The 22,950-nt window shown below is 48.3% G+C and carries 15 protein-coding genes; 8 read left to right on the plus strand and 7 right to left on the minus strand.

Translation table 11 applies throughout. From position 1 onward, the window contains the following. Positions 1 to 7 precede the first annotated feature (7 nt). The 3 genes from RIG68_RS17850 to RIG68_RS17860 form a co-directional block, all read right to left on the minus strand. Complete coding sequence (locus RIG68_RS17850) at positions 8 to 3,667, minus strand: cadherin domain-containing protein (RefSeq protein ID WP_350125264.1); 3,660 nt, start codon at positions 3,665 to 3,667, stop codon at positions 8 to 10. Between the two features lie 131 nt (positions 3,668 to 3,798). Then, a complete protein-coding gene (locus RIG68_RS17855) occupies positions 3,799 to 5,985 on the minus strand; it encodes an outer membrane protein assembly factor BamB family protein (protein ID WP_350125267.1) in 2,187 nt (728 codons plus the stop codon). A 60-nt stretch (positions 5,986 to 6,045) separates the two neighbouring features. After that, the gene (locus tag RIG68_RS17860; protein ID WP_350125269.1) at positions 6,046 to 7,473 is read right to left on the minus strand and encodes a redoxin domain-containing protein; all 1,428 of its coding nucleotides are present in this window, start codon (positions 7,471 to 7,473) and stop codon (positions 6,046 to 6,048) included. A gap of 122 nt (positions 7,474 to 7,595) precedes the next feature. On the opposite strand from RIG68_RS17860, the gene RIG68_RS17865 reads away from it, so the two are divergent. Then, positions 7,596 to 8,045: a 3-oxoacyl-ACP synthase gene (locus RIG68_RS17865; RefSeq protein ID WP_350125272.1), complete on the plus strand. Its 450-nt coding sequence runs from the start codon at positions 7,596 to 7,598 to the stop codon at positions 8,043 to 8,045. Between the two features lies 1 nt (position 8,046). On the opposite strand, the gene RIG68_RS17870 is transcribed toward RIG68_RS17865, so the two are convergent. Further along, positions 8,047 to 11,142 carry an ATP-binding cassette domain-containing protein gene (locus RIG68_RS17870; protein WP_350125275.1) on the minus strand — a complete coding sequence of 1,032 codons (3,096 nt, stop codon included), beginning with the start codon at positions 11,140 to 11,142 and terminating at the stop codon, positions 8,047 to 8,049. 34 nt (positions 11,143 to 11,176) lie between these two features. After that, positions 11,177 to 11,986: a hypothetical protein gene (locus tag RIG68_RS17875; RefSeq protein WP_350125278.1), complete on the minus strand. Its 810-nt coding sequence runs from the start codon at positions 11,984 to 11,986 to the stop codon at positions 11,177 to 11,179. Positions 11,987 to 12,144: 158 nt separating this feature from the next. On the opposite strand from RIG68_RS17875, the gene RIG68_RS17880 reads away from it, so the two are divergent. From RIG68_RS17880 to RIG68_RS17900, 5 genes are all read left to right on the plus strand, one after another. Then, a complete protein-coding gene (locus RIG68_RS17880; protein WP_350125281.1) occupies positions 12,145 to 12,837 on the plus strand; it encodes a hypothetical protein in 693 nt (230 codons plus the stop codon). An 18-nt stretch (positions 12,838 to 12,855) separates the two neighbouring features. Next, a complete protein-coding gene (locus RIG68_RS17885) occupies positions 12,856 to 14,295 on the plus strand; it encodes a GH1 family beta-glucosidase (RefSeq protein WP_350125284.1) in 1,440 nt (479 codons plus the stop codon). A 51-nt stretch (positions 14,296 to 14,346) separates the two neighbouring features. Continuing rightward, the gene (locus tag RIG68_RS17890) at positions 14,347 to 14,562 is read left to right on the plus strand and encodes a hypothetical protein (RefSeq protein WP_350125287.1); all 216 of its coding nucleotides are present in this window, start codon (positions 14,347 to 14,349) and stop codon (positions 14,560 to 14,562) included. Positions 14,563 to 14,721: 159 nt separating this feature from the next. Then, complete coding sequence (locus RIG68_RS17895) at positions 14,722 to 16,443, plus strand: M28 family peptidase (RefSeq protein ID WP_350125290.1); 1,722 nt, start codon at positions 14,722 to 14,724, stop codon at positions 16,441 to 16,443. Between the two features lie 79 nt (positions 16,444 to 16,522). Further along, positions 16,523 to 17,089 (plus strand): hypothetical protein, encoded by a 567-nt coding sequence (locus tag RIG68_RS17900; protein WP_350125293.1) that lies wholly within the window; start codon positions 16,523 to 16,525, stop codon positions 17,087 to 17,089. A gap of 4 nt (positions 17,090 to 17,093) precedes the next feature. On the opposite strand, the gene RIG68_RS17905 is transcribed toward RIG68_RS17900, so the two are convergent. After that, the gene (locus RIG68_RS17905; protein ID WP_350125296.1) at positions 17,094 to 17,483 is read right to left on the minus strand and encodes a DUF983 domain-containing protein; all 390 of its coding nucleotides are present in this window, start codon (positions 17,481 to 17,483) and stop codon (positions 17,094 to 17,096) included. 354 nt (positions 17,484 to 17,837) lie between these two features. Between RIG68_RS17905 and RIG68_RS17910 the strand changes: the two genes are divergently transcribed. Both RIG68_RS17910 and RIG68_RS17915 read left to right on the plus strand, forming a co-directional pair. Further along, a complete protein-coding gene (locus RIG68_RS17910) occupies positions 17,838 to 19,559 on the plus strand; it encodes a PQQ-dependent sugar dehydrogenase (protein WP_350125299.1) in 1,722 nt (573 codons plus the stop codon). Between the two features lie 93 nt (positions 19,560 to 19,652). Beyond that, the gene (locus RIG68_RS17915) at positions 19,653 to 20,753 is read left to right on the plus strand and encodes a sialidase family protein (protein WP_350125302.1); all 1,101 of its coding nucleotides are present in this window, start codon (positions 19,653 to 19,655) and stop codon (positions 20,751 to 20,753) included. 509 nt (positions 20,754 to 21,262) lie between these two features. Here the strand turns inward: RIG68_RS17915 and RIG68_RS17920 are convergent. Beyond that, the gene (locus RIG68_RS17920; RefSeq protein ID WP_350125305.1) at positions 21,263 to 22,918 is read right to left on the minus strand and encodes a DUF4139 domain-containing protein; all 1,656 of its coding nucleotides are present in this window, start codon (positions 22,916 to 22,918) and stop codon (positions 21,263 to 21,265) included. Between the last annotated feature and the right edge of the window lie 32 nt (positions 22,919 to 22,950).

The raw sequence follows: 22,950 nt of genomic DNA on the forward strand, positions 1-22,950 counted from the left end.
TTAAGCCCTATTCATCCTTCTTGAAAAATCTGATAAACTCAGACTGCTCGCCATCAATTTGCATAAGATAAAGACCCTCTTTAAGAAACGAGACGTCGAGCTCTGTCATTTGATCCATTGAAGAGATCGTACGTAGTGTATTGCCGCTTAAGTCTCTTATCACCAGATTCTTTTTACCACCTCTGTTAGTATTAACGTTTATCACGCCTGTTGATGGGTTTGGATATAAATGACTGCGGGTTTCATCACGCACACCAAGTGCTACTCCTCTTATTACCAGGTTATTGGATCTTATAGAAGTGTAGGTGGTATTGTTCCTTGAGCTATTAGCCTGCTCTATTGCTCTATTGGAAATAGGCATGTTTAGCACGATTTCCAGGACGTACTGATAGACTTTGTCAGGCTCAACCTCCAAATCAGTAAAGGAATTATTTGAAGAAGACAGTGAAGTCAAAAGCGTTTTTTCAGCACTTCCCTCTCCTTTATAAAGGTTGATAGTAGAATAGTCAACTCCGATGTACTGGTTCCATAAAAGGTTGACGCTATTGTCAAGCCCCGCACTACTTGTGAGGTGCAGCGTTTTGTGAAAGTCACCAAGCCCGCCCTCTGTTCCGCAGTTATCCAGCACTCCTACTTTGTACTTATAGGATTGCGTTCTTGCATCAGACTCACTGTCAACAAACTCGGTTGCACCCGCACTTTCAACAAACCCAATTTGTTCATACTCTCCTGCAATGCTTGTTTCTCTATAAACCAGGAACTTACTCACATTATAGGATTCGGATGCATCCCAAACAACTTTGTTCCTGATTCCAGTCTCATCCGAAGTTACCAGTCCAATGGTTGGTTGATAAACCGCTTTGGTACCCAGCTCAATCGTTGCAGAAGCCAAGTGCCCATTTGAGTCGGTAACGGTTACATCATAACTTCCTGCAGAAAGCCCAACCAGGTCCTCTTCAGTACTTCCGTTGGACCATACAATTGACAAAGGGGGAGCAGCATTCGAAATTACCAAATCAATCTCGCCGTCACTATCCTCATCGCAAAATGGTTCCGAAAGAGCTGTTGTCAGTGTCACATCATTTATATTATTGACTGCAATGGCAAGCTGAGCTTCTGTACTCAAGCCACCGGCATCGGTCGACTTGATACGGACGGTGTAATTGCTCTTGGTTTCAAAATCAAATTTCTCTTTCGCCAATAACTGATTTGACGCAATTAGAAAAGATGCGTTGTCGTTGGCTTCACTATCTTCAACAAAGGCGTACACAAAAGTGTCGGCGGCATCAACGTCCGCAGTAGCAAGCGTTGCCACAAGGCTACCAACAGGCAGGTTTTCATCAATGGCCGACGTCGACAACGATACACCTGTCGGAGCTTCATTGACATTGCTCACCGAAATACTCACCAGCCTTGGTTCGCTTACATTGACTCCATCGGAAACCGTTAGCTCCAGCGCATAAGTTGGCCGTGCTTCGTAGTTGAGCTTTGTGCCATCGGCCACAGTCAACAAGCCGCTTTCAGGGTTAACAGCAAACGCACCGTCAATATTACCCTGGGTGATTGCCCAGCTTTTTAAAATTGTATTTGTGTTTCCCCCGGCAGCCTGTACTTGCATCACTTCGGTGCCATTGGTGCTGTTTTCCGAAATAATACCTTCCTGATCCGCAGTGATAACAGGCGGATCGTTCACATCCTGAATAGTGATAACTACTGTTGCCTCGCCGCTTGTTAGCGTGCCATCGGTAACAGTCACTCCAATTTCCATTGTCGGAGTAGTTTCAAAGTCAAGCTGATTACCATCAGCGACAGAAATTTGTCCGGTGGCGGCATTTATGGCGAAAGCTCCATTTTCGTTGCCACTGGAGATCTGCCAGTTGCTCAGGGCAGCTCCAGCGTCTTCATCTGTCGCAGTTATCAAGGTTACTTCAGTCCCGCCTTGGCTGTTCTCATCCACAGTGCCGACCTGTTCGGCGGCAATGACGGGAGCCTCATTTTTATCTACAATTGTTATGTTTAGAAAACCTTCAAAACCAACCGTCGTCCCATCGCTTACCGTTATCCCAATAAGGAAGGAAGAAACTTCTTCAAAATTAAGCTTTGCCTGATCAGCAACGGTAATAATGCCCGTTTCGCCATCAATAGCAAATGCTTCCGAGTCGTTACCACTGGTGATCGTCCAATTTTCAAATACAGTGTCACCATCCTGATCCGATGCCGCAACCGCAATTACTTCAGCTCCATTCTCCGTATTTTCGTCTAACGAGACACTCTGGTCTGCATCAATCACCGGCCCATCATTTATATTGTTCACATTAATGGTGACAGATTCTTCAGCACTGGTTTGGTTGTCGTCGGTGGCAGTAATTGTCAGCTCGTAGGAAGCACTGGTTTCGAAGTCCAGCTTGGACCCATCTGCCACTTTTATCACCCCACGGTCGGTAATCGAAAATGCGCCACTTTCATTCCCCGATGTGATTTCAAACTGCATGCCTACCGGCGGGATGTAAGTCGGACTAGTCAGATTAGTAGTTGTTTCTGTTCCCAACTGCCCATGCTCATTGATGCCCCAGGCCCAGAGTGACCCATCTTCCTTGATGGCAAAACTCTCTCCTATCGACACCCAGTCAGTGTCTGTCCCAATTTGCACAGGTAAGTCTCTATCAATGGTGGTGCCATCCCCTACCTGCCCCTTGTCGTTTTTCCCCCACGCCCATAGCGTTCCATCTGTTTTTAATCCAATGGCTCTATTGCCATTTCCCACTCCGTAGTACTCAACATCTGCCCAATCGGCATCGGAACCAAACTGATTGACAGTGTTGCCCCACTTATAAAGTGTTCCCGCATCTTTGATTCCGTAGGCAACATAGTCATCTCCTGCAACAATTTTCCAATCTACATCCGACCCTATCTGCGTCGGTACATTAATATCATTATTAAAATTTGTGAGGCCAAGCCCTAGGTTGGACCCATAAACTGCCCCCCAAGACCACAAAGTTCCATCGGTTTTCACTGCGTGGTTCACCCAAAAATCGGCATCCACAAACTTCCAATCTGTATCTGTACCCAACTGAACAAGTGTCCGTGTAGTAAAACTTGTGTTTCCTGTACCAGACTCACCCCTCGAAGTGGCTCCCCAAAACCACAATGTACCATCTTGCTTAATGCCTAACTGGTAAACATAGCCAGCAACGACCCTTTCCCAGTCACTCACGTCGCTAACTTTAACTGCAGTAAAGAATGTATTCAGGTCATAATCGAATTCCATGTTTTCATTTCCAAAGTAGTCAACCCCCCAAGCGAACATTTCGCCGTTGGTTTTTGTACCAACTGCAAATGCTTCTCCCTGATCAAAGGATTTCCAATTATTATCAGAACCTACTTGAGTAGGAATCAGTGTTTCCACGTTAGTTCCTATCCCGCATTTACCAGATACATTCCAACCCCAGGACCATAGGGTGCCATCTGTTTTCAATAGGTGTGTGGTACCTACTGATGTCTCTATTTGTCTGATATAGTTATGGGCTATTCTCACCGGACCAATCTCAATTCCATTGACGGAGTTTTCGTCGATGGTCAATATTTGATCAGGTTTAATAACAGGCTGGGAAAACGCCGTGAAGGCAAAGCTCATCAAAATTGCTGCAATAGCTAATCCATTTTTCATAGTATTTCCATCGTAGATTGGATACTTGTGATAAAAATAGTACCCAAATAACTAATAGCAACAAAAATTGCCAAGGATTATCCTACAACGGACTAATAATTAAAATATGGAAAAGTAAAAACTCTGCTGTCTTACTCCCGCAGCGCAAACGCCACGTACTCACCGCCGGACTTCGCTCCTATTTTGCCACCACCACAGGCGATCACAACGTATTGCTTGCCTTCCACCATATAAACTGCCGGAGTAGCAAAGCCTGAGGCCGGTAGGTCGGCTTCCCAGAGCACCTCGCCACTTACTTTGTCGAATGCCCTGATCTTTTCATCCTTGGTAGCGGCAATAAAAACCAGGCCTCCTTTGGTGGAAACCGGGCCACCATAATTTTCTGTACCTGTCGGCGGAATGCCCTTTTCAGTCAATTCCTTCATCTCCCCAAGGGTCTTCTTCCAAAGTAGCTTGCCCGTATTGAGGTCAACGGCGTTCAGCGTTCCCCAGGGTGGTGTAATACCAGGGTAGCCATTTTCGTCTATGAAGCGATTGTACCCGGTCATGGTAAACGGTATGTCCGGCGTTTTCATCACTACAGTTTCACCAGCCACTTCAGGCACGGCCTCTTTGTCTTCCAAATCGAGCACAAATGCCATCAGGGCCTCGTTCTCTCCATCAGGAATTTGCTTGAAGGCTGGCATCATATTTTTGCCTGTTGAAATCAAAGTTGACAGCTGTGCTTTGTTGTATCGTTGGTTCAAATCAACCAGCGACGGATAAGCAGCCCCGTTGCCCTTTCTCTCGGGCCCGTGACACGACATGCAATACTTGTTGTACACACCCTGGCCAATGCCCTTCAAAGAAGAGCCGCCGGTGCCACTGGCGGGAGCCTCCACCATGTGCAACGCCCAGGGCATTTCGCTGGAATTAACGTACAGGATACCCGACTCCGGGTCAACCGAAGCGCCCCCCCATTCTCCCCCGCCATCATAGCCAGGGAAAATCCACGATCCCTCTTTGCTCGGAGGCGTAAACGCCTCACTGTATTTGACTGTCTTAAATTTCTCCAGCAGATATGCATAGGCCTCGGGAGTGGTGCCATACACCTCTGCTTCAGTGAACGATTGTCTGGCAAATGGCTCCGGCAAGGTGGGGACAGGCTGCGTTGGCCACGGTTCCTCACCATCAAGCGCAAAGGTAGGTACTGGCACCTCCTCAATCGGAAAGATCGGTTCCCCAGTTTCCCTTTCCAGAAGAAATACATAACCATGCTTGGTAATCTGCGCCACGGCGTCGACCATTTTGCCTTCATGATTGACAGTGGTAAGGATCGGATTGGTAGCCAGGTCTCTGTCCCACAGGTCGTGATGCACAACCTGATAGTGCCAGATATACTTGCCCGTGCCAGCTTCGAGCGCTATGACACAGTTGGCAAACAGGTTCTGGCCCTTGCGAAAACCTCCGTAAAAGTCGGGATTGGCCGTGCCTGTCGATACGAAAACGATGCCCCGCTCTCCGTCGAGCGACATGCCTGACCAGTCGTTCGCTCCGCCTATTTTTTTCCAGGCGTCGGGGTCTTCCCAGGTCTCGTAGCCTTTTTCGCCAGGGTGAGGAATCGTATGAAAGATCCACTTCCGCTCCCCGGTCCGCACATCAAAAGCCCTGATATGCCCGGGTAGGGCATCAGGCCCTTCCGACAACCGCATGCCCATGATGATCAGGTCGTTGAAAATAACTCCAGGTGTGGTGCCTGAGGCATATGTCTTGCTAATATCCAGGTCGGTGTCAAGCTGCTCTCTAAGGTCGATATGGCCGCCTTGTCCAAAGCTTTCCACCAACTGGCCCGTCTCTGCATCGACCGCATACAAGTTCTCGGCAATGCTGTAGTATATCCTTCCCTTACCAGCTTCATCCGCCCAGTACATCACTCCCCGGTTCACCGCAAACCAAAACCTGTCCTCGGTTAGCTGCTCCCTGGTCTCCTTGAAAGGATCAAAAACCCACTTTTCTGCACCTGTAGCGGCGTCCAGGGCAAATAACTTTGACTCTGCCGAAGTGCCATACAGCACCCCGCCCACAACGATTGGATTGCATTGGATTTGCGACCGGTTTTTGGGGTCCTTGTCTCCCGTGCTGTAGCGCCAGGCCTCCTGTAGCTTACTTACATTTTGCTTGTTGATTTGATCATTCGAAGAATACCTTTCACCCATTTTGGATCCGGCGTAGGCGGGCCAGCCACTGTAGTCGCCGGAAGCTTTTTCACACGATGAAAAAAGAAAGGAAATGAGAATTAATGAAGCAAAATAGCTTATTAAGGAACGGGGAGTTGTCATTGTCAGTAGGTTTCAGCCAAAAATTTAGCTCAAAAAAAACCTAAGCACAACTAATACTATTTAATCCTCCCCGGCAGGCCGCTGTACAGCCCGGTATTGCTCAATAAACCCTGCCAGCTGTTCTACCTCCAGCTTCTTGGCAATGATCTTTTTATTTTTATCGAGGATGTAAACCTGCGGCGTGGTTCTTACATTGTAGTCCCGGCGCATATTGCTTCTGTAGTAAGGGTCAGCGGCATTGATCCAATCGAGCTCATACTCATACACAAACCGGCGCCACTCCTCAATATCAGTAGATATGCAAATCCCCATCACTTCCACTCCACTGTCTTTCAGGCGATGGTATTCTTCCAAAAGCACTGGCGTCGACTTCTTGCAGTGCCCACAGTTGGGGTCATAAAAAAAGAGAATAGTAAACTCGGCCTTTACCTGACTCAGGTTGATGGGTGATAGCAAGGTATCCAACAATTGAAGGGTTGGGGCTTGCTTTCCAACAAGGTTGGGGCTCACAAACTCTACTTCCTCAGCTAGCTTTTCTTTGTCTTCTTTGCTCAACCAGTCTGCCTTATCCGTGAGGTAGTACTTTTCTGCCAGGTTCACCATCACACCGTCCATGCCCATGATTTTGGACTCCTGGTATTTTTTGAACAGCGTCACCAGCCAAAATCTAAAGGCGTCTGGCTGATCAAGCACTTTGGTCATTATCTTATCTACATACACGTTGATGGTGTCCGGATGCTGGATCACCACCTTGTCGAGGAAATGGATAACCGGCGACTTCAACACTGGCGTTCTGAGCAGTCCCGAATCATCAAAATCGATGCTTTCAAAATACTTCCTTTTGTAGTACTCGTATTTCAACCTGCCCCTTTCCACATCGTCGGTCACGTCGGTATACTCAGGTATGCCAGGCACATCGGGGAGCGCCATTAGCCGCACAAATTTGGCAACAAACGAATCGGGGTATTTGGCAATCAGCCCCTGTCTGAAATCATTGAGCTTTTCACTCACCTCCTTGTCCTCTTCAAAAATAGCCGTAGAGTCAGCTGCTGTTGAAGCCTGCTCCAGCTTCTTTCTTATGGCCTGCTTCTGGGTTTGGAGTTCCACCATTCCTAATTGAAATTCTTTGAACACCAGGTTCTCCGGCGACGATGTTACCTCCATGGTTCGGAAGGCACCTTCTTTGGTAGTCTTCAGGCTGAACTTCTGCTCCTTTACTATCAGCTCAAGAAAATAATTGGGAGAGTAAAGAAAGTAGATGCCTGTGGGAAGCTCCTTCGCTCCGGTAAAACGGTAGACCCCAGGAGCAGTTGCCCGGGTGGTGTCGGTCAGAAACCGTTGATCGCCGAAAACATAGCCCAGATAAGCCACGCTGTCCTGCATGCCCTCCACAGTTATTTTAATATCATACCCCTGACCAATCGTTTTTATGCTTAGGCCTAAAAAAATAAGAGCGGTGAATGTGAATCTTATAAGGATTTTACTCATAGTAAGTTGCTAAACGCCAAACCAAAGGTAATGAGCAATCCAAAGTTTAAAAACGTTTAATTCTATTTACATTTGGGTGCACCCTTAAGAAATATCTGAAATCAATACTTTTCCTTCACCCTATGGAAGTCAAACAACAGCTTTTGCAAACGTGCATTGACCATGTGAAGTCAAGAATTGATACAGCCAATAGTGCTATTGCCGAGGCCAGGGAGGCCGCCAATTCGGAAACGAAAAGCAGCGCCGGTGACAAATACGAAACCGGCCGAGCCATGATGCAGCAGGAAATAGAAAAAAATGCCACACAAGCAGGTGAAGCCCAAAAGCTATTGCAGGTTCTAAAATCTATTGACCCATCCAAAATCCCTGTCACTGTCCAGCTGGGAAGCATGGTTAAAACATCGCTTGGGCACTACTACTTTGCTGCCAGCCTGGGCAAAGTATCACTCGATGGGAAAGACTACTTTGTGATTTCACCCGGCTCACCGCTGGGCCAGGCATTTTTTGGAAAGAGGCAAGGTGACAAGGTCACTTTTTTAGGGCAAACCCACCTCATTGAAGAGCTAAGCTAGGCTACTCCTTCCTCAGCCTTGTGCGCCATACCCCCTTCATTGCCCTGCCAAAGAAATCTTTAACCAGAAGTACGTAAAGCAGCCCGGTCATGCACCAGAGCACCATCAGGTTGAACCAGAAGGTATCAATTCGGTAGCCCAAAAAGATTTTCACGGGAGCGTAAAAATGTGCTCTTCCCAGGTTGGACTCAGGCTCCATTAATACAGGATCCTTCTTTTGAATCAGCTGGTCAGCTCCATAATAGAGCACCTTAATTTCATTCCTGTTCAATAAGATGTCGGACAGTGCCTCGTTGAAGGATGATTTTTTAAGAACCAAAATCTCATCCTTTCCGATCTTTCGGGACAATCCATTGTAAATACCCTCTTGTTCATTGGCGGCATCTTCCATTTTAACGGTGAATGCCCTCGTCAGCGATTCGAGGTAACTCAATACATTTTTCCCGATATTTTGCGTAAAGCTCTTCGGTGTCAGGTTATTAGCAAACGTAAATGGCTGCATCTCTACCTTTTTCCCCAGCCCGTCCAGTTCGTTTCGGAGGATATCGAGTCTGGCCTCAAAGCTTTCCGATTCCTTGTTCTCATCCTGCATCAGCGAGTTGGTGATGACTTCCAGTTCCGGAATTTTAAATGAGATATTGAATGAAGCAGCACTGATCTTTTTCTCCGCTTCAAAGAAATGCTTCTCATAGGCATTCTCCTTAAACTGAGCCACGGCAATGGCCTCATACGCCCACCGTGAGGCCATCACGTCTCCGATAAATGGCACATAGACCCTGTTGGTAAGCGATTTGTGAAGGTCATCGAACTTGATCATGGCCCCTCCCAGTAGCAGCTGCGGCACCAGTATGAAAGGAATCAGAATATAAATGGTGATCACCGAGTTGAAAGCGGACGATATGGTCAACCCCACCAGGTTGGCAAAGCAAGCGGTAGAGAAAAGCAACAGCCAGTAGTAAAGAGAAAGACCATGGATTTCGAGGATAAAATTGCCTATGACCACAAATGTCAGCATTTGAAAAGCCGACAATGTGAATAGAAAGCTCACCTTGGAATTGATATAACTGAACCGACTAAGGTTCAGAAACGACTCCCGCTCAATAATCTTTCGGTCTTTGAAAATCTCCTCTGCACTCACCGACATCCCAATAAACAAGGAAACCACCACCGCCATAAAGAGATACACCGGCAGGTTCTTGTTCTCCGCCAGGTTATACTCAAGTCCGCTTGAATATTTAGAGAAATATCCGAGGATAAACGCCAGCACAGGGGCCTCCAGGAGGTTGATTAGGATATACTGCTTATTAGCGACCTTTGAGAGCACATTACGCTTGCTGTAAATCAAAAACTGCTTGAGCGAGCTGGGCAGCCTAAAATTCGATTTGGGAATGGACGTGTCGTGACGCAGCTGAGGAACAAACGGCTCAATCTTCTCTTTGTACTTATGAAACCAATCGCTGGGTTTGATTTTCCTTTCCGATGTAGGGCGCCCGTCGTCATCAATGGTTTTGGTTTCGACGATCTGAAGAATCTGCTCGGGAATTACATTGCCACAATGCGGGCACTCGCTTTCGGTGGCGTTTACCTGTGTACTCTCGCTTTTGAAATAAACAACCGCATCAATGGGGTTGCCATTGTAGATGGGGAAACCGCCCCTGTCCAGCATCCACAGCTTATCAAAAAGCTTGTAAATATCCGACGAAGGCTGGTGAATGATCACAATAACAAGCTTTCCCTTGCGGGTCAGGTCTTTGAGCAGCCACATCACCTTCTCAGAATCCATAGAAGAAAGCCCGGAGGTTGGCTCATCCACATATAATAACGCTGGTTCACGCAGCAGCTCAAGGGCAATATTCAGCCTCTTTCGTTGCCCACCTGAAATAGATTTGTTCAAAGGATCGCCGACCCGAAGGTCTCTGATCTCATACAAGTCGAGCTCGTGAAGCACTTTGTCAACGGTTTCCTCAAGTTGCTCTTTGCTAAACTCGCTGAAGCACATCTGCGCATTGAAGAAAAGGTTTTGGTACACCGTGAGCTCCTCAAATAGCAGGTCGTCCTGTGGCACAAAGCCTATCATTCCATAACGGGCGGCATTTTCCATGCTGAAGCCGTTCAGGGTCACTCTCCCCTCGGTCGGCTCAATTTTGCCATTCAGCAGGTTCAGCAGTGTCGACTTTCCTACCCCACTGCCACCCATTACGCCCACCAGCGTACCCGACTCCTCCGAAAAGTTGAAGGGATGGATACCATTGTCGCTGTTTTTAAATTGGAAGGTGAGGTTCCTCCCGGTCAGGACAATGTGTCCCCGCTTATGGTCTTCAAGGAACTTTTTGGTGATTTCAGTTTCGTAAATCGGCTTGATCGTCTTGCCTTTGATTATAGACCCGGGCTTGAGCTGATACGACTTACTTTTGACAATTTTGTTGCTTTCTACATAGAGGTTGAGGGGGCCGTCGTATCGGAAAAAGAAGGTGTTGATACTCGCAATATGAAGCACAAGTATCTTCCCAAACATGTTTTCCACCCGCATGTGATGAAACTCGGTGGCCCCGGCCACTTTCTTCTTTTTCATCATCCAGGCTATGTCATCCGACCATTCGGTGGCACGGTTGTCAATCACCAGCCCCCGCTGGGTGTCCATGCCCTTACCATCTTTGTTGAGGACAAAAGCCTTGATGTCATTTACTTCTTTGCTGGGTATGCTGAAGTTCATACCCACCAGCATAACAAACTGCTCCTCCCGGTCGGTTACCTTCCCATCGGCAAAAATGAGCTCCAGAAGCTGGAGAAATACAATGATACGTTCGTGCTGAAGAAGCTCCTGATTGAGCTGATTGCAGATTTTGGTAACCTGAAGAATACTCTCTACATCAGTGGCCAGAAGGGCTTCCTTGTCGCCTGTGCGGGGCTGGCTTCTGTGAAAAGAGAGGTAATTATTGTAGAGGTCAAGATATGCTTGAGTTAGTTCCTCGTTGTTCAGGCTCCTGTTAAGATAAGGCTTAATCACTAATTGAACCGAGTCAAACTGATCGTCCTCTTTGACACTCTCAATGATGGCGAACAGATGCATTAAAGCATTTACAATCGACTCGGTCATAGCCGGGGAATAGGAACTAACTCAAGCAATTAAATTATGGTGTAACGATCTGCGTACGGATTGACTCGATGGCTACCTGCAAGTCATCAAATTGCTCAGCTGTCAGCTTATCGCCTACTTTGCTATACGCTTCTTTGATTCCCTGAAGAGCAGGAAGTACCTTCTGCACATTCTCGTCGTCAGAAAATTCGCCAAGTAGGTCAACCAGCTTTGACACTTGTGACTTCTGGCCGCCGATAACGTCCAATAGCTTTTGGTCATAGCCGCTGCTGATAACCAGGTTTGATGAGATATACAATCCTTCCACCACGCTACCAGCAAGCACTAGCAGCGAAGTTCTTTCTTGTGAGCTGCGGTTAAGGAAAGTATAAGTGTCGTAGAAAGCCTCAGTAATAATGTTGATCAGTGAATCTTTGTTCTGAAGATTGTTCTCCACACGACGAGCCATTTCCATGCTAAAGCCAGAAGAGATGTTGAGGCTTTGGATCAGCTTTCTTGAAGCATTCAGAAAGTCCATTGTCTCCTGCTGACGGTTGTAAGTACTGGCGTAGCTCAAATCAGCACCGTAAACACCCAGGTTTACAGCCTTGCTATAGGCAGTAACATACTGATCAGCGTTTTCGGCATCATTGGTTATTCCTAACACGAATCCTGCCTGCGCATCCTGAAGCATTTTTGTCACTTCAAAAGAGGTAGGAATGGGGTAGTTAAATTCTTTTTCAACTTTGTCAACGGCGGTTTCCTTAGTGGCCTCTTCAGCAGATGCAGCCTTTTTGTCGCCTGAGCTACAGGAAACAACGAACGGAATTACTGCAAGCAAAAGAAGTGATTTCAGGTTTTTCATAGTTCTTAGTTTTTGGTCTTATCTAGAAGGCTTGAATTTATCGGATTATTTGAACAAATCTAAATGTTTAGTTTGAATTACATCTACTAAACCACAGATGGCTTATATTGTAGATCAGCTTTTAGTTTCTCAAAGCTTAAGTGCGCTAAATTAATTCAATGATCAATAATCCCAACTATCCTCTTCGCAGTCTTGGGCTTTTTATTTTACCACTGGTTGTTTGCCTCGGACTTATGAGGAGTGTGTCGCTGCCCAACGAAAAGGCGAGACCGCCCTATAACAGCCTGATAATAGCCCTTGAATTTGTCCATTCGGCCGTGGATGTGGCCAACACGTTGGAGGTGCTGAGCAGAGAAGAGATTATGGGGCTGGACAGGGTAAATTATTTCGACTTCATTTTCATGGCCGTTTACAGTTCTTTCTTGTCGCTTTTTATTTATAAACTCGGTGTTGTCTCCAACCAACCCGCCGTAAAAAGTATGGCATGGGCAGGCCTAATCATATTCACCAGCGACCTGTTAGAAAATGTAATGATGCTTAGCATCACCTCCAAGTACTTAGATGGCGGAATGAGCTTTAGCCCCTACACAAGTTTTCTACCATTATTCACCTGGGCAAAGTGGGGGCTGCTGGCCGTGATCTTTGCCTGGCTCGGCACCCTCCTTATCCAAAAGGGTTCTCTTTCGAAAGTGCTCTCACTCATTCTTTTTATCCCGGGCATTCTTTTGGCACTTGCTATTGTCGATTATTTCAGCTGGATCAACAGGTTTACCACTTCCATATTTTTGGGCTTCATAATCCTCCTTATCTTTGCCGTTTGTTTCAGGAAAACCGAACAATATCAGGCGTAGCCAAGTCGATCCACAAGAATGCTAGATAAAGGCACAACAAAAACAAGCAGCAATCATGCATTTTACCAATCCGGCAGGCCATCGGCCTCTGGTAATCATGAGCTTCTGGAAGACATTCGCCCGTTTAGCAAAGCAGATTTTGGCAATGACTTCACATGGGGGGTGGCCACGGCTGCTTTTCAAACTGAAGGTGCATGGAACCTCGACGGCAAAGGCGAGTCGGTGTGGGATCGGTTCACTCACACCAAAGGCAAAATAAAAACCGGTGACAAGGCTGATATAGCCACCGACTTCTACCATCGCTACGAGCAAGACATTGACCTGGTGAAGCTGATGGGGTTCGACTCCTTCAGATTTTCAATCGCATGGCCAAGGTTGCTTCCCAGCGGCACTGGCCACATCAATAGCAAAGGCATCGACTTCTACCACCGGGTGATTGACTACTGCCTCGAAAATGGCATCACACCCTGGATCACACTCTATCACTGGGACCTGCCGCAAGTGTTGCAAGACAAGGGTGGATGGACCAACCGGGATATTATTGGATGGTTCACAGAATACACCGACCTCGTTACCCGGGAATACAGCGATAAAGTACGCAACTGGATGGTACTTAATGAGCCGATGGCCTTCACCGGATTGGGTTATATGGCTGGCTACCATGCGCCTGGTGTAAAAGGGCTGGATGCATTCCTCAGTGCAGCGCATCACACCACCATGTGCCAGGCCGAGGGCGGGCGAGTTGTTCGCTACAATGTGCCTCATGCCAACATAGGTACTACGTATTCCTGCTCTCATGTTGACCCCATTGACAAACTGCCCTGGAATGTAGACGCTGCCAACAGAATGGACGCCGTTTTCAACAGACTGTATGTGGAACCAGGGCTCGGGCTGGGTTACCCAACCAAAGCAGTTCCTATCCTCAGGCGGATAGAAAAATTCATGAAAGCTGGGGATGAAGAAAAGCTCCCGTTTGAGTTCGACTTCATTGGCATTCAGAACTACTTCCGCATCGTATCCAAATACTCCTTGTTTTCGCTTGGCCTTTTTGCCAAAGAAGTGCCTGCCACAAAGCGGAATGTAGAAATGAACTCGATGAATTTCGAAATCTTCCCTGAAGGCATTTATCACATGCTCAAGCGCTTTGCCAGCTACGAGGGCATCAAAAAACTAGTGGTGACGGAAAACGGCGTTTGCCTGCCAGACCAGGTCAACAATGGGGCAGTGAACGACTTCCGCCGTATCAAATTCTTCGAGGAGTACCTACTGCAAGTGCTGCGTGCGAAAAAAGAAGGCATTGACGTTGACGGTTATTTTGTGTGGACCCTCACCGACAACTTCGAATGGAGTGAAGGCTACGAGCCTCGCTTCGGGCTTGTGCATGTCGACTACGAAACGCAACAACGCACGGTGAAAGACTCGGGTTGGTGGTGGAAGGAATTGCTGACCGCCGGGTAAACCTACCACAATATTGATTACCTTTAAGTAATCAATTAAGCCCTAAAAGCAATGGAAACAAAAGTGCCTATTCGTATTGTGAAAAAAGGACAGGACGATGGCAATCTATCATATTGGCTAAGCCTATCGGAGGTAGAGCGAATGGTAGCGTTAGAAAAGACAAGGCAGGAAGTTAATCTTCGTTTGTATGGAGCTGAGCAAGGATTTCAAAGAGTTCTTAGAGTTATTAAACGTTCACCAAAAAAGCAAAAGCATCAGCTTGAATAAAAAAGAAAAAGGCCCAAGCGAGACGCATTGAACCAGTTTTTCTTTTTTATTCAAGCCACTAATATTCAACACTTCACTAAGAGGCTTTCTTTCGGGTAAATTAGCCGAACCAGTTCCACTTTGGCACTGTGAATTCCCCGGCGTTTTTTACCTTTGATCATGAAAAACATAGCCCTGCTCCTTCTCACATTCGTTTTACTAAGCTGCGCTCAGCCGACTGCTGAAACCCCAAACCCTTCGAGCACCTATTTTGACCTGGTAAGACCAGAAGTAACCGGCGACCTGGCTTACGAAACTACTGCCTACGTGGAGCAGTTCTGGCGACTGGCTGGCAACGCAGGCTTCGACTCCAGCATCTACAGAATTGTTTCTGAATTGCAGAAAGCAGGCTATGTAACAGAAGAAACTGCAAACGACGGTGACAGGCTCGTTTACCGCATAGAGAAAAGGGCACTGGCCAAACCCACCTGGGAACCAGTGAATGGGGAAGTGTCTATCAAAGGAGCCGACAGCCCACTGCTTAGCTTCGCCACCAACAGAAACATGCTGCCGATCTACTCCACGAGCACACCCGAGGCTGGCATTGGCAGTGAGGTGGTTTTTGTTGAAGATATTGAGGGAATAGCAGCCGGAAGCTTAAAAGGAAAAATTGCCCTGGCAGACGCCAATCCCCGGCAGGCATTCGAACAGGCCGTGCAAAAAGGAGGAGCCCTGGCCTTGCTGACTTACAATAACCCCGGCTATCTCCAGCCCGAGAAAAACGTCACGTCCATTCAGTTCAGAAGCATTCCTTATCAGGAAGGCAAAGAAGCCTGGTGTGTTGCCCTGTCGTGGGAAGCCAGAGAAAAACTGAAGAACGCCATGGCGAAGGGAAAGGTGGAGCTGAACGTGAAGATTGAAACGAAGATTTATCCTTCCGAAGAGCTCACAGTGGTGGCCAATGTGAGAGGTTCGCAAGTGCCCGATGAAAGACTGGTATTCAGCGCCCATGTGCAGGAGCCCGGCGCCAACGACAACGCATCGGGCACAGGAACTCAGGTGGAAATGGCTGCCGTAACGGCCAGGCTGGTGAACAGTGGCTCATTTGACCCCAAACGAACCATTACCTTTTTGTGGGGCGACGAAATTGTCTCCACCCGGCGCTACATAGAAGAAGACTCACTGAGGGCTTCGAACATCAAATGGGGCATTAGCCTCGACATGGTGGGGGAAAATACAGCGGTAACGGGTGGCTCTTTTCTGATTGAAAAAATGCCTGACCCCAGCGCTATCTGGACGAGAGGTAACGACAAACATACTGAGTGGGGAGCTGGCGACGTGACCCTGGCCGACATGAAACCTCACTACTTCAACGACTTCATATTTAACCGGTTTGTGGAACAGGGAGCCCATGCCAGCTGGCAGGTGAGCTACAACCCATTCGAAGGAGGCAGCGACCATGTGCCTTTTTTGGAAGCCAACATTCCGGGTTTGCTGCTTTGGCATTTCACCGACCAGTTTTATCACACCGACAACGACCGGCTCGACAAAGTATCGAAAGAGACAGAGCGAAATGTTGCCACCGCTGCGCTGGCATCGGCTTTCACACTTGTTAACGCCGATCATCAAACCGCTCTGGGGATTATCGGCGAAATAAAAAAGGCAGCCATCGACAGGCTGAATGCCGAAGCCGAGCTGAGCAGACAAGCCGTAAAGGATGGAGCCAGTACATCGGAAGAAACTCAAATCATCAGCGCCTGGACCGACTGGTACATGAAGGCCCTGGGTAGTGTAAAAGACATGGAAGTGGGTGGCTCCAGTGGGGAGACTATCAAAACCATTGAAGCTTCACAAAAAGAAATACAGCAGCTTTCAGGAGAAATAATCGGGCAAATGCGCTAGTTGGCAAGATATTAGCACAGACAGGCTTTGAGAGAATAACTGAACCAATACTTCGTTCAGTTAAAAGTATTAGCTAGCCATGTCCAAAATATTTATCCCATTGCTTTTCCTGGCTGTTTCAGTCCAGGCACAGAAATATTCCACAGCCCTCGGCGTCCGGTTTGGCAATGAGCACTATGGCATCACGGCAAAGCAGAAGCTGTTTTCCAGAACGACGCTCGAAGGTATTTTTGCAGCTTACCCCAGCCAATACAGCAGCACACTACTTATTGAACAACATTTTCCATTGATTGGCAAAGGCTTCAATATTTACACCGGCGTCGGCATGCATTTGGGCGAGCAAAAAGAACAGGGAAACTATTATGGCTACGACGCCATACTCGGCGCTGAAATGAAGCTACCCGGACTACCCATTGTGATTTCGGCCGACATCAAGCCGGCCTATGAAGTTAATCACTCCGATTGGTTCACTTTTTCGACAGGTCTTTCTGCTCATTACATCATCGCCAAAGACACTAAAAAGAAAAGGCAAAAAGCCAGGGAAAAGAGAAAACGGAAAAAGGAACGGCAGAAGCACAGAAAGGAAAAAGATGAGTCAGGAGACGAGTCAGGCCTCCTGAAGTTCAACCTTTTCAAGAAAGGCTGACAGACTATTCTTTTTTTGCAGCCAGCCCCCTGTATTTCACCATCATGTTGATCCAGATACTTCTGGAAAAGCGGTAGTTGAACGGCAACAAACCTACAACTATCGTGACAATGGCCGCCATCATCATGGTGAGCGTCACCTCGTCAACAATCAAAGCAAGGATCACCCAAACAGCCACAAAAATAACCGAATTGATGCCATAGCTAACGAACATGGCTCCGTAGTAGTAGCCAGGCTCTGGCTCAAACGACTGGTTGCATACCGAGCACACCTTGTACATATGAGTGAACTTCGAAAAGCTGAAATGATTGCTCCCGGGAAACAAATCACCTTCATGGCACCGGGGACATTTCATTTTGGTGATGGCATAAAACTTTAATCCTTTCTCACTCATGGGGTACCTCCTTAAATATATTGACGCAAAGTTACGAATTGGTAGGTGGCAGAGAAGAAAATTTCGTCCTAGTGGTAAGTCAAAAGTATTTAAAACAAATTGGTCGGCGACTTTCGATGCTGTTTAATTACCCTTGGCTTCCAAAGTCTTGTTTTTCCGCCAGCTGGCGGATCAGGGTAAAAAAGAAGATTTTCGAAGAAAAGGAGTTTTAAATGCTTTTGACCAAGTCGCACAGGTAACGAAATGACGCACCCATTGACCAACTATTCCTTTTCCCCTTTGCTGATCTTTGATTAATATAGACCCTCGTTATTTATTTGATACTGCACTTACTTGCTACAAACTAATTTGAGAATGAAAACAACCTCCCTTCTAAGCCTCATCTATCTGCTTTTAATCTTGCTGATAGTCTCTTCCTGCGGCGGCGAAACAAAAAAAGACAACAACGATATTTCCACCGATGAAGCAGTAATAGCAGCTGGTCAGGCCACCTTCGAGATGACCTGCGGGGCTTGCCACAATTTTATGCAGGCAGGCATTGGGCCCCAGCTGGGAGGGCTCACCAAAGAAGTATCGGCAGACTGGATCAAAAAGTTCATCAAGAACCCGCAGGGAATGATCGACGCTGGTGACGAGCGGGCTGTCGCTCTTTTCAAACAATACAATTCCTATATGCCTGCATTCTCCTATTTGTCGGATGAGCAAATAGACCAGGTCATTGCCTATATCAATACCAAAGACGGACCTGCTTTCAGCGGCACCAACGCAGGCGAGGCTTTGGAAAACCCTATTCCCGACACAATCCAGACGTCCGACATAACTGTGGAAATAAAGGAGATCACCAGCCTTCCACCTTCTGGAGAAGCACCACTCATTAACAGGGAAACCAAAATGGATCAAATCCCCGGCACCGATCGGTCTTTTGTGGTAGACCTGCGGGGGAAACTCTATGAACTGGTCAACGGCGAACCCAGGGTGTACATGGACATGGAAGCGCTGCAACCCAAATTTATCAACACGCCGGGCCATGGCACAGGGTTTGGCAGCTTCGCTTTTCATCCTGAATTTACCAGCAACGGCTTACTCTACACCACCCACACCGAACCTGCAGGAAGTGCACCGGCAGATTTTGCCTATGCTGATTCAATACGGGTCAAGCTGCAGTGGGTATTAACCGAATGGACAACCGACCCTGCCGCAAAGGCTCCTTTTAAAGCCAGTAAAAGCAAGGAACTGTTTCGGATCAACATGGTCACCCAAATCCATGGCATGCAGGACATCAGGTTCAACCCAACCGTTAAAAAAGGCGATGCCGATTATGGCCTCCTCTATATCGGCCTCGGGGACGGAGGGGCATCAGAAAATGGCTACCCCTTCCTGATCGACAACCTGGAAACCGCCTGGGGCTCCATCTTCCGGATCGACCCGGCAGGTACCAACAGCAAAAACGGGCAGTACGGCATTCCTGCTTCCAATCCTTTCGTGAACGAAAGCGATCCTAATACAGTAAAAGAAATTTATGCCAAGGGTTTTAGAAACCCACACAGGCTCACCTGGCTGCAGTCTGGCGAAATGCTGGCGTCCAATATTGGTCACCACATGATCGAAGCGCTCTACATCATTTTACCCGGACACAACTACGGCTGGCCCTACCGGGAGGGTTCCTTCATCATCGATCCGTACGACGATATGAATAAGGTGTATGCCAGGCAAATGGATCCCAACGACCCCATCACTTACCCGGTGGCGGAATATGACCACGATGAAGGCAACGCTATCCTGGGCGGGTACGAATACACCGGTTCGGACGTACCTGAGCTAAAAGGAAAGTATGTGTTTGGCGACATTGTGCAAGGATGGATGGCCTTCGTAGAAGTAAGTGATTTGAAGTTGGGACAGGTAGCCACCATCAAAAAGTTACAGGTAAGCATGAACGGTCAGCCAGTCAGCTTCAAAGAAATGAACAATGGACAAAAAGTAGACTTACGACTAGGCACCGATGCAGCCGGCGAGCTCTACATTTTCACCAAATCGAACGGCAAAGCCTACAAGGTAGTAGGCTCAAAGCCGATGTAATAATACATTTCATCCCGACACGAATCGTCATGCCTGTGCAGACAGGCATCTCGGTTTTTAGAAGGATCACTGCTTGCTACCAAAGACCTCATCATGAAAACAGCCTTTTTTAACGACACCGTAATTTCATCAGCTTATCTTCTCTTTTTCTTCATTGCCACCGCATGCTCCCAGGAGTCAAAACCGAAGGAAGAAGCCGTGAAAGAAGCACCCACACCCACCGTCCCCCCCCTCACCTCCGACTTCGTTTTCGGCGACGACCGTGACTTCGCCCAGGCCCACGCCTCCACCCTCGTCCGCACCAACGACGGCAACTTCCTCGTAGCCTGGTTTGGCGGCACCCACGAAAAGCACGACGATGTAGGCATTTGGCTCACCAAAGGCAACGCCGGCAACTTCTCGAGACCTATTGAAGTGGCCAAAATCCGTGAAGATGCCCATTGGAACCCCGTGCTCTTCAAAGAAGCCTCCGGCGACATCATCCTCTATTTCAAAGTGGGCAAAACCATCGACAACTGGGAAACCTGGTGGATCCGCACCACCGACAACGGCGAAACCTGGTCGGCCCCTGCCGAGCTGGTGGCAGGCGACAAAGGAGGCCGTGGCCCGGTGAGAAACAAGCCCATCACCCTGGCAGACGGCACCCTGCTGTCGGGCTCGTCGAAGGAAACCAACAAAGTGTGGGATGCCTTTGTAGACCGCAGCACCGACAATGGACAAACATGGACAAAATCTGACTTCCTGCCCCTCGACAGAACAGCCATTGAAGGCGAAGGCATCATCCAGCCTACGCTGTGGGAGTCGGCTCCGGGCAAGGTGCACATGCTGCTAAGGAGCTCTGCCGGCGCTATCTGCCGTAGTGATTCTGAAGATGGTGGTGTTACCTGGTCGCCGGTGTACAAAACGGACCTACCCAATCCCAATAGCGGCATCGACGTGGTGAGGCTGCCCGGCGGCACTTTGGCCCTGGCCTTCAACAACACCTCGGGTAACTGGGGGTCACGGTCACCGCTGTCCCTTGGCATTTCTACCGACAACGGCCTCACCTGGCCCACCATCGTTGATATCGACAAAGGCACAGAAGAGGAAGAGTTCTCCTACCCTGCCATCATCCAATACGGCGACACCGTGGCCGTTACGTACACCTGGAAACGCCAGAAGATTGCGTTTAAGAGCTTTTTGGTAAAGAACTAAAGAGGTTACTCTCTACAGCCCTGCCGATGTAACCTCTTTAGTCAGTGACGAATCGTTCTCGAAGTAAAGAGGTTACTCTATCCGTCCCTACAGATGTAACCTCTTTACTCAACAACAAATCGTGCTTCTAAGATTAAAGAGGTTACGACTTTCTTTGGGGCAGAGTAACCTCCTCTACGTCCCTGCCGATGTAACCTCTTTAGTCTGTAACGAATCGTTCTCGAAGTAAAGAGGTTACTCTATCCGTCCCTGCAGATGTAACCTCTTTACTCAACAACAAATCGTGCTTCGAAGATTAAAGAGGTTACTCTATGCGTCCCTGCAAATGTAACCTCTTTAGTCTGTAAGGAATCGTCTTCTAAGATTAAAGAGGTTACGACTTTCTCTAGGGCAGAGTAACCTCCTCTACGTCCCTGCAGATGTAACCTCTTTACTCAACAACAAATCGTGCTTCGAAGATTAAAGAGGTTACGACTTTCTTTGTGGCAGAGTAACCTCTTTAATTACCCTCACTCCAACACCACCTTCTCCTTCCTCGGGTATTTCACCTCGTAGCCGAGGGTAAGCTTTTGCTGCTGCTGGGCGGTGAGGTTCATCTCCCACTTCACCTCGCCGGTCTGCTCATTGTGCTTGCCGCCGGAAAGCTCCGTGGGGGTAACCGTGATCTCACCAATGGCCGAGACCGGCACCTGATCGAACAGCGTAAGCTTGATGGCCTGCGACTTCTTGTTGCGGACCAATATCTCAAACTGCCGGGTTTCTATGGTATTAGTACCGGCAAACCGCCGCTTGCTGAACGTGTCCACCTTCGTGCGGCCTATCACTATGTTTTTGTCCCGGCCCAGCGAAATGTCCAGCGTATCGGTGAGGGCACGGGCATCGAGGATGGAGCGGCCGACGAAGCCGTCTTCAAAGTAGAGGTTGGCCTCGCCCTCCAGCAGGTTGTACTGGTCCCAGTTGATGATGCGGGCGATGAGGAAGGCGTCCTTGTCGAGCTTGGGCACGGCGTGGTACTCGTAAATGGTTTCTATGTCGTACTGGCTCAGGTCTACAGTGAGCTTCTCGCCGTTGGACTGAATGGAGTAGGGCTTTTCGACAGCAAACTCCACCGTTGTTTGGTTTTCGACGGTGGTGGTGGCGATAGCCTTGGCTTCTGGTTCCGCCATCTCCATTACTTCTTCCTCAGGAACAGCCATTGCTCTTTCTACTGCTCCCGTAGCCTTGAGCTGAGTTCTGTAGTCCTGTGAGCGTGAGCCATAAAGACTACTGGTATTGTACCAATATCTATAAAAGCTCAGATACCAAGTTTCCAGCTTAGGCGCCGTGCCGCTTTGATTCGGGTTGCCATTCGAAAACTTTAGCTTCACGTTATCCCAGTTGACACCAGTGTTTTGGTACACTTCCGCTTTGTAGGTCATGCTCAACGGCTGCTCCACACTCTCTACCCTCAGGTCGTATTTGGGCTGCCAGCCCGCATGGGTAACCACATAGGCAACGGTGAATTCGCCCGTGGCTTTGCTGTTGGCTTCGACCCGAACCTCTATTTCAGATGTCGGCAGTTCCTGCTCGTTCTGCAACATCCCGATTTGACTTTCCAATCTCAGCTTTTCCGACTCCAGCCGACTGATGTTCGTTAAAACATCCAGCTCGTCTTCTTTCATCGCCGAGAGTTCTTTTTCGAAGAAATCCATCGCCTGCTTTAGCTGCGTGAGGCTGGCGGCAGCGTTGTTGCTGCCCAGCTTCTTGTTCTCATTCATCAGGCTTTCCTTTTGCGCAATCACTTCCAGCATAGCCTGGTAGCTGCCTATTGACCTGGTCAGCGCATTGAGCACGTTGCGGAGGCTATCGATCCTGGCGTTCTTGCTGAGTTGGTTCAGGTAATTGAACCGGTGGTTGACCGACAAGATGGTGAACGCTCCCGTAGCCTTCACCTGTATGCTCTTCTCATCTATGTGCGGCGACAGCCCCTTCAGCACCAGCGCCGACTTGCCACTGGCTATCTCCACCTTGCCCGTGCGGGTAATCTGCGCTCCCTGCAAAAACACCGTGACCTCGCCAATGGTAGTTTTCAACTCGGTTTCTTTGAGGGGCTGGGCACTCAGCGAGGCAAAATGGGTGGAGAAAGCCAGGAGGGTGAAAAGGAGGATGCGGCGAAGTGTTGTCATGGTGCTTATGGCAGTTTGATTAAATGTAGTAA

Origin of the sequence: Imperialibacter sp. (assembly GCF_040222385.1) — a bacterium.
In the GTDB taxonomy this organism is placed as follows: domain Bacteria; phylum Bacteroidota; class Bacteroidia; order Cytophagales; family Cyclobacteriaceae; genus Imperialibacter.

Coding starts and splice junctions, on each gene's coding strand:
- RIG68_RS17860 (WP_350125269.1), bottom strand. CDS start 7,473: ATGAGTAAAATCCTTATAAGATTCACATTCACCGCTCTTATTTTTTTA.
- RIG68_RS17920 (WP_350125305.1), bottom strand. CDS start 22,918: ATGACAACACTTCGCCGCATCCTCCTTTTCACCCTCCTGGCTTTCTCC.
- RIG68_RS17870 (WP_350125275.1), bottom strand. CDS start 11,142: ATGACCGAGTCGATTGTAAATGCTTTAATGCATCTGTTCGCCATCATT.
- RIG68_RS17880 (WP_350125281.1), top strand. CDS start 12,145: ATGATCAATAATCCCAACTATCCTCTTCGCAGTCTTGGGCTTTTTATT.
- RIG68_RS17855 (WP_350125267.1), bottom strand. CDS start 5,985: ATGACAACTCCCCGTTCCTTAATAAGCTATTTTGCTTCATTAATTCTC.
- RIG68_RS17910 (WP_350125299.1), top strand. CDS start 17,838: ATGAAAACAACCTCCCTTCTAAGCCTCATCTATCTGCTTTTAATCTTG.
- RIG68_RS17850 (WP_350125264.1), bottom strand. CDS start 3,667: ATGAAAAATGGATTAGCTATTGCAGCAATTTTGATGAGCTTTGCCTTC.
- RIG68_RS17900 (WP_350125293.1), top strand. CDS start 16,523: ATGTCCAAAATATTTATCCCATTGCTTTTCCTGGCTGTTTCAGTCCAG.
- RIG68_RS17875 (WP_350125278.1), bottom strand. CDS start 11,986: ATGAAAAACCTGAAATCACTTCTTTTGCTTGCAGTAATTCCGTTCGTT.
- RIG68_RS17890 (WP_350125287.1), top strand. CDS start 14,347: ATGGAAACAAAAGTGCCTATTCGTATTGTGAAAAAAGGACAGGACGAT.
- RIG68_RS17915 (WP_350125302.1), top strand. CDS start 19,653: ATGAAAACAGCCTTTTTTAACGACACCGTAATTTCATCAGCTTATCTT.
- RIG68_RS17885 (WP_350125284.1), top strand. CDS start 12,856: ATGCTAGATAAAGGCACAACAAAAACAAGCAGCAATCATGCATTTTAC.
- RIG68_RS17895 (WP_350125290.1), top strand. CDS start 14,722: ATGAAAAACATAGCCCTGCTCCTTCTCACATTCGTTTTACTAAGCTGC.
- RIG68_RS17905 (WP_350125296.1), bottom strand. CDS start 17,483: ATGAGTGAGAAAGGATTAAAGTTTTATGCCATCACCAAAATGAAATGT.
- RIG68_RS17865 (WP_350125272.1), top strand. CDS start 7,596: ATGGAAGTCAAACAACAGCTTTTGCAAACGTGCATTGACCATGTGAAG.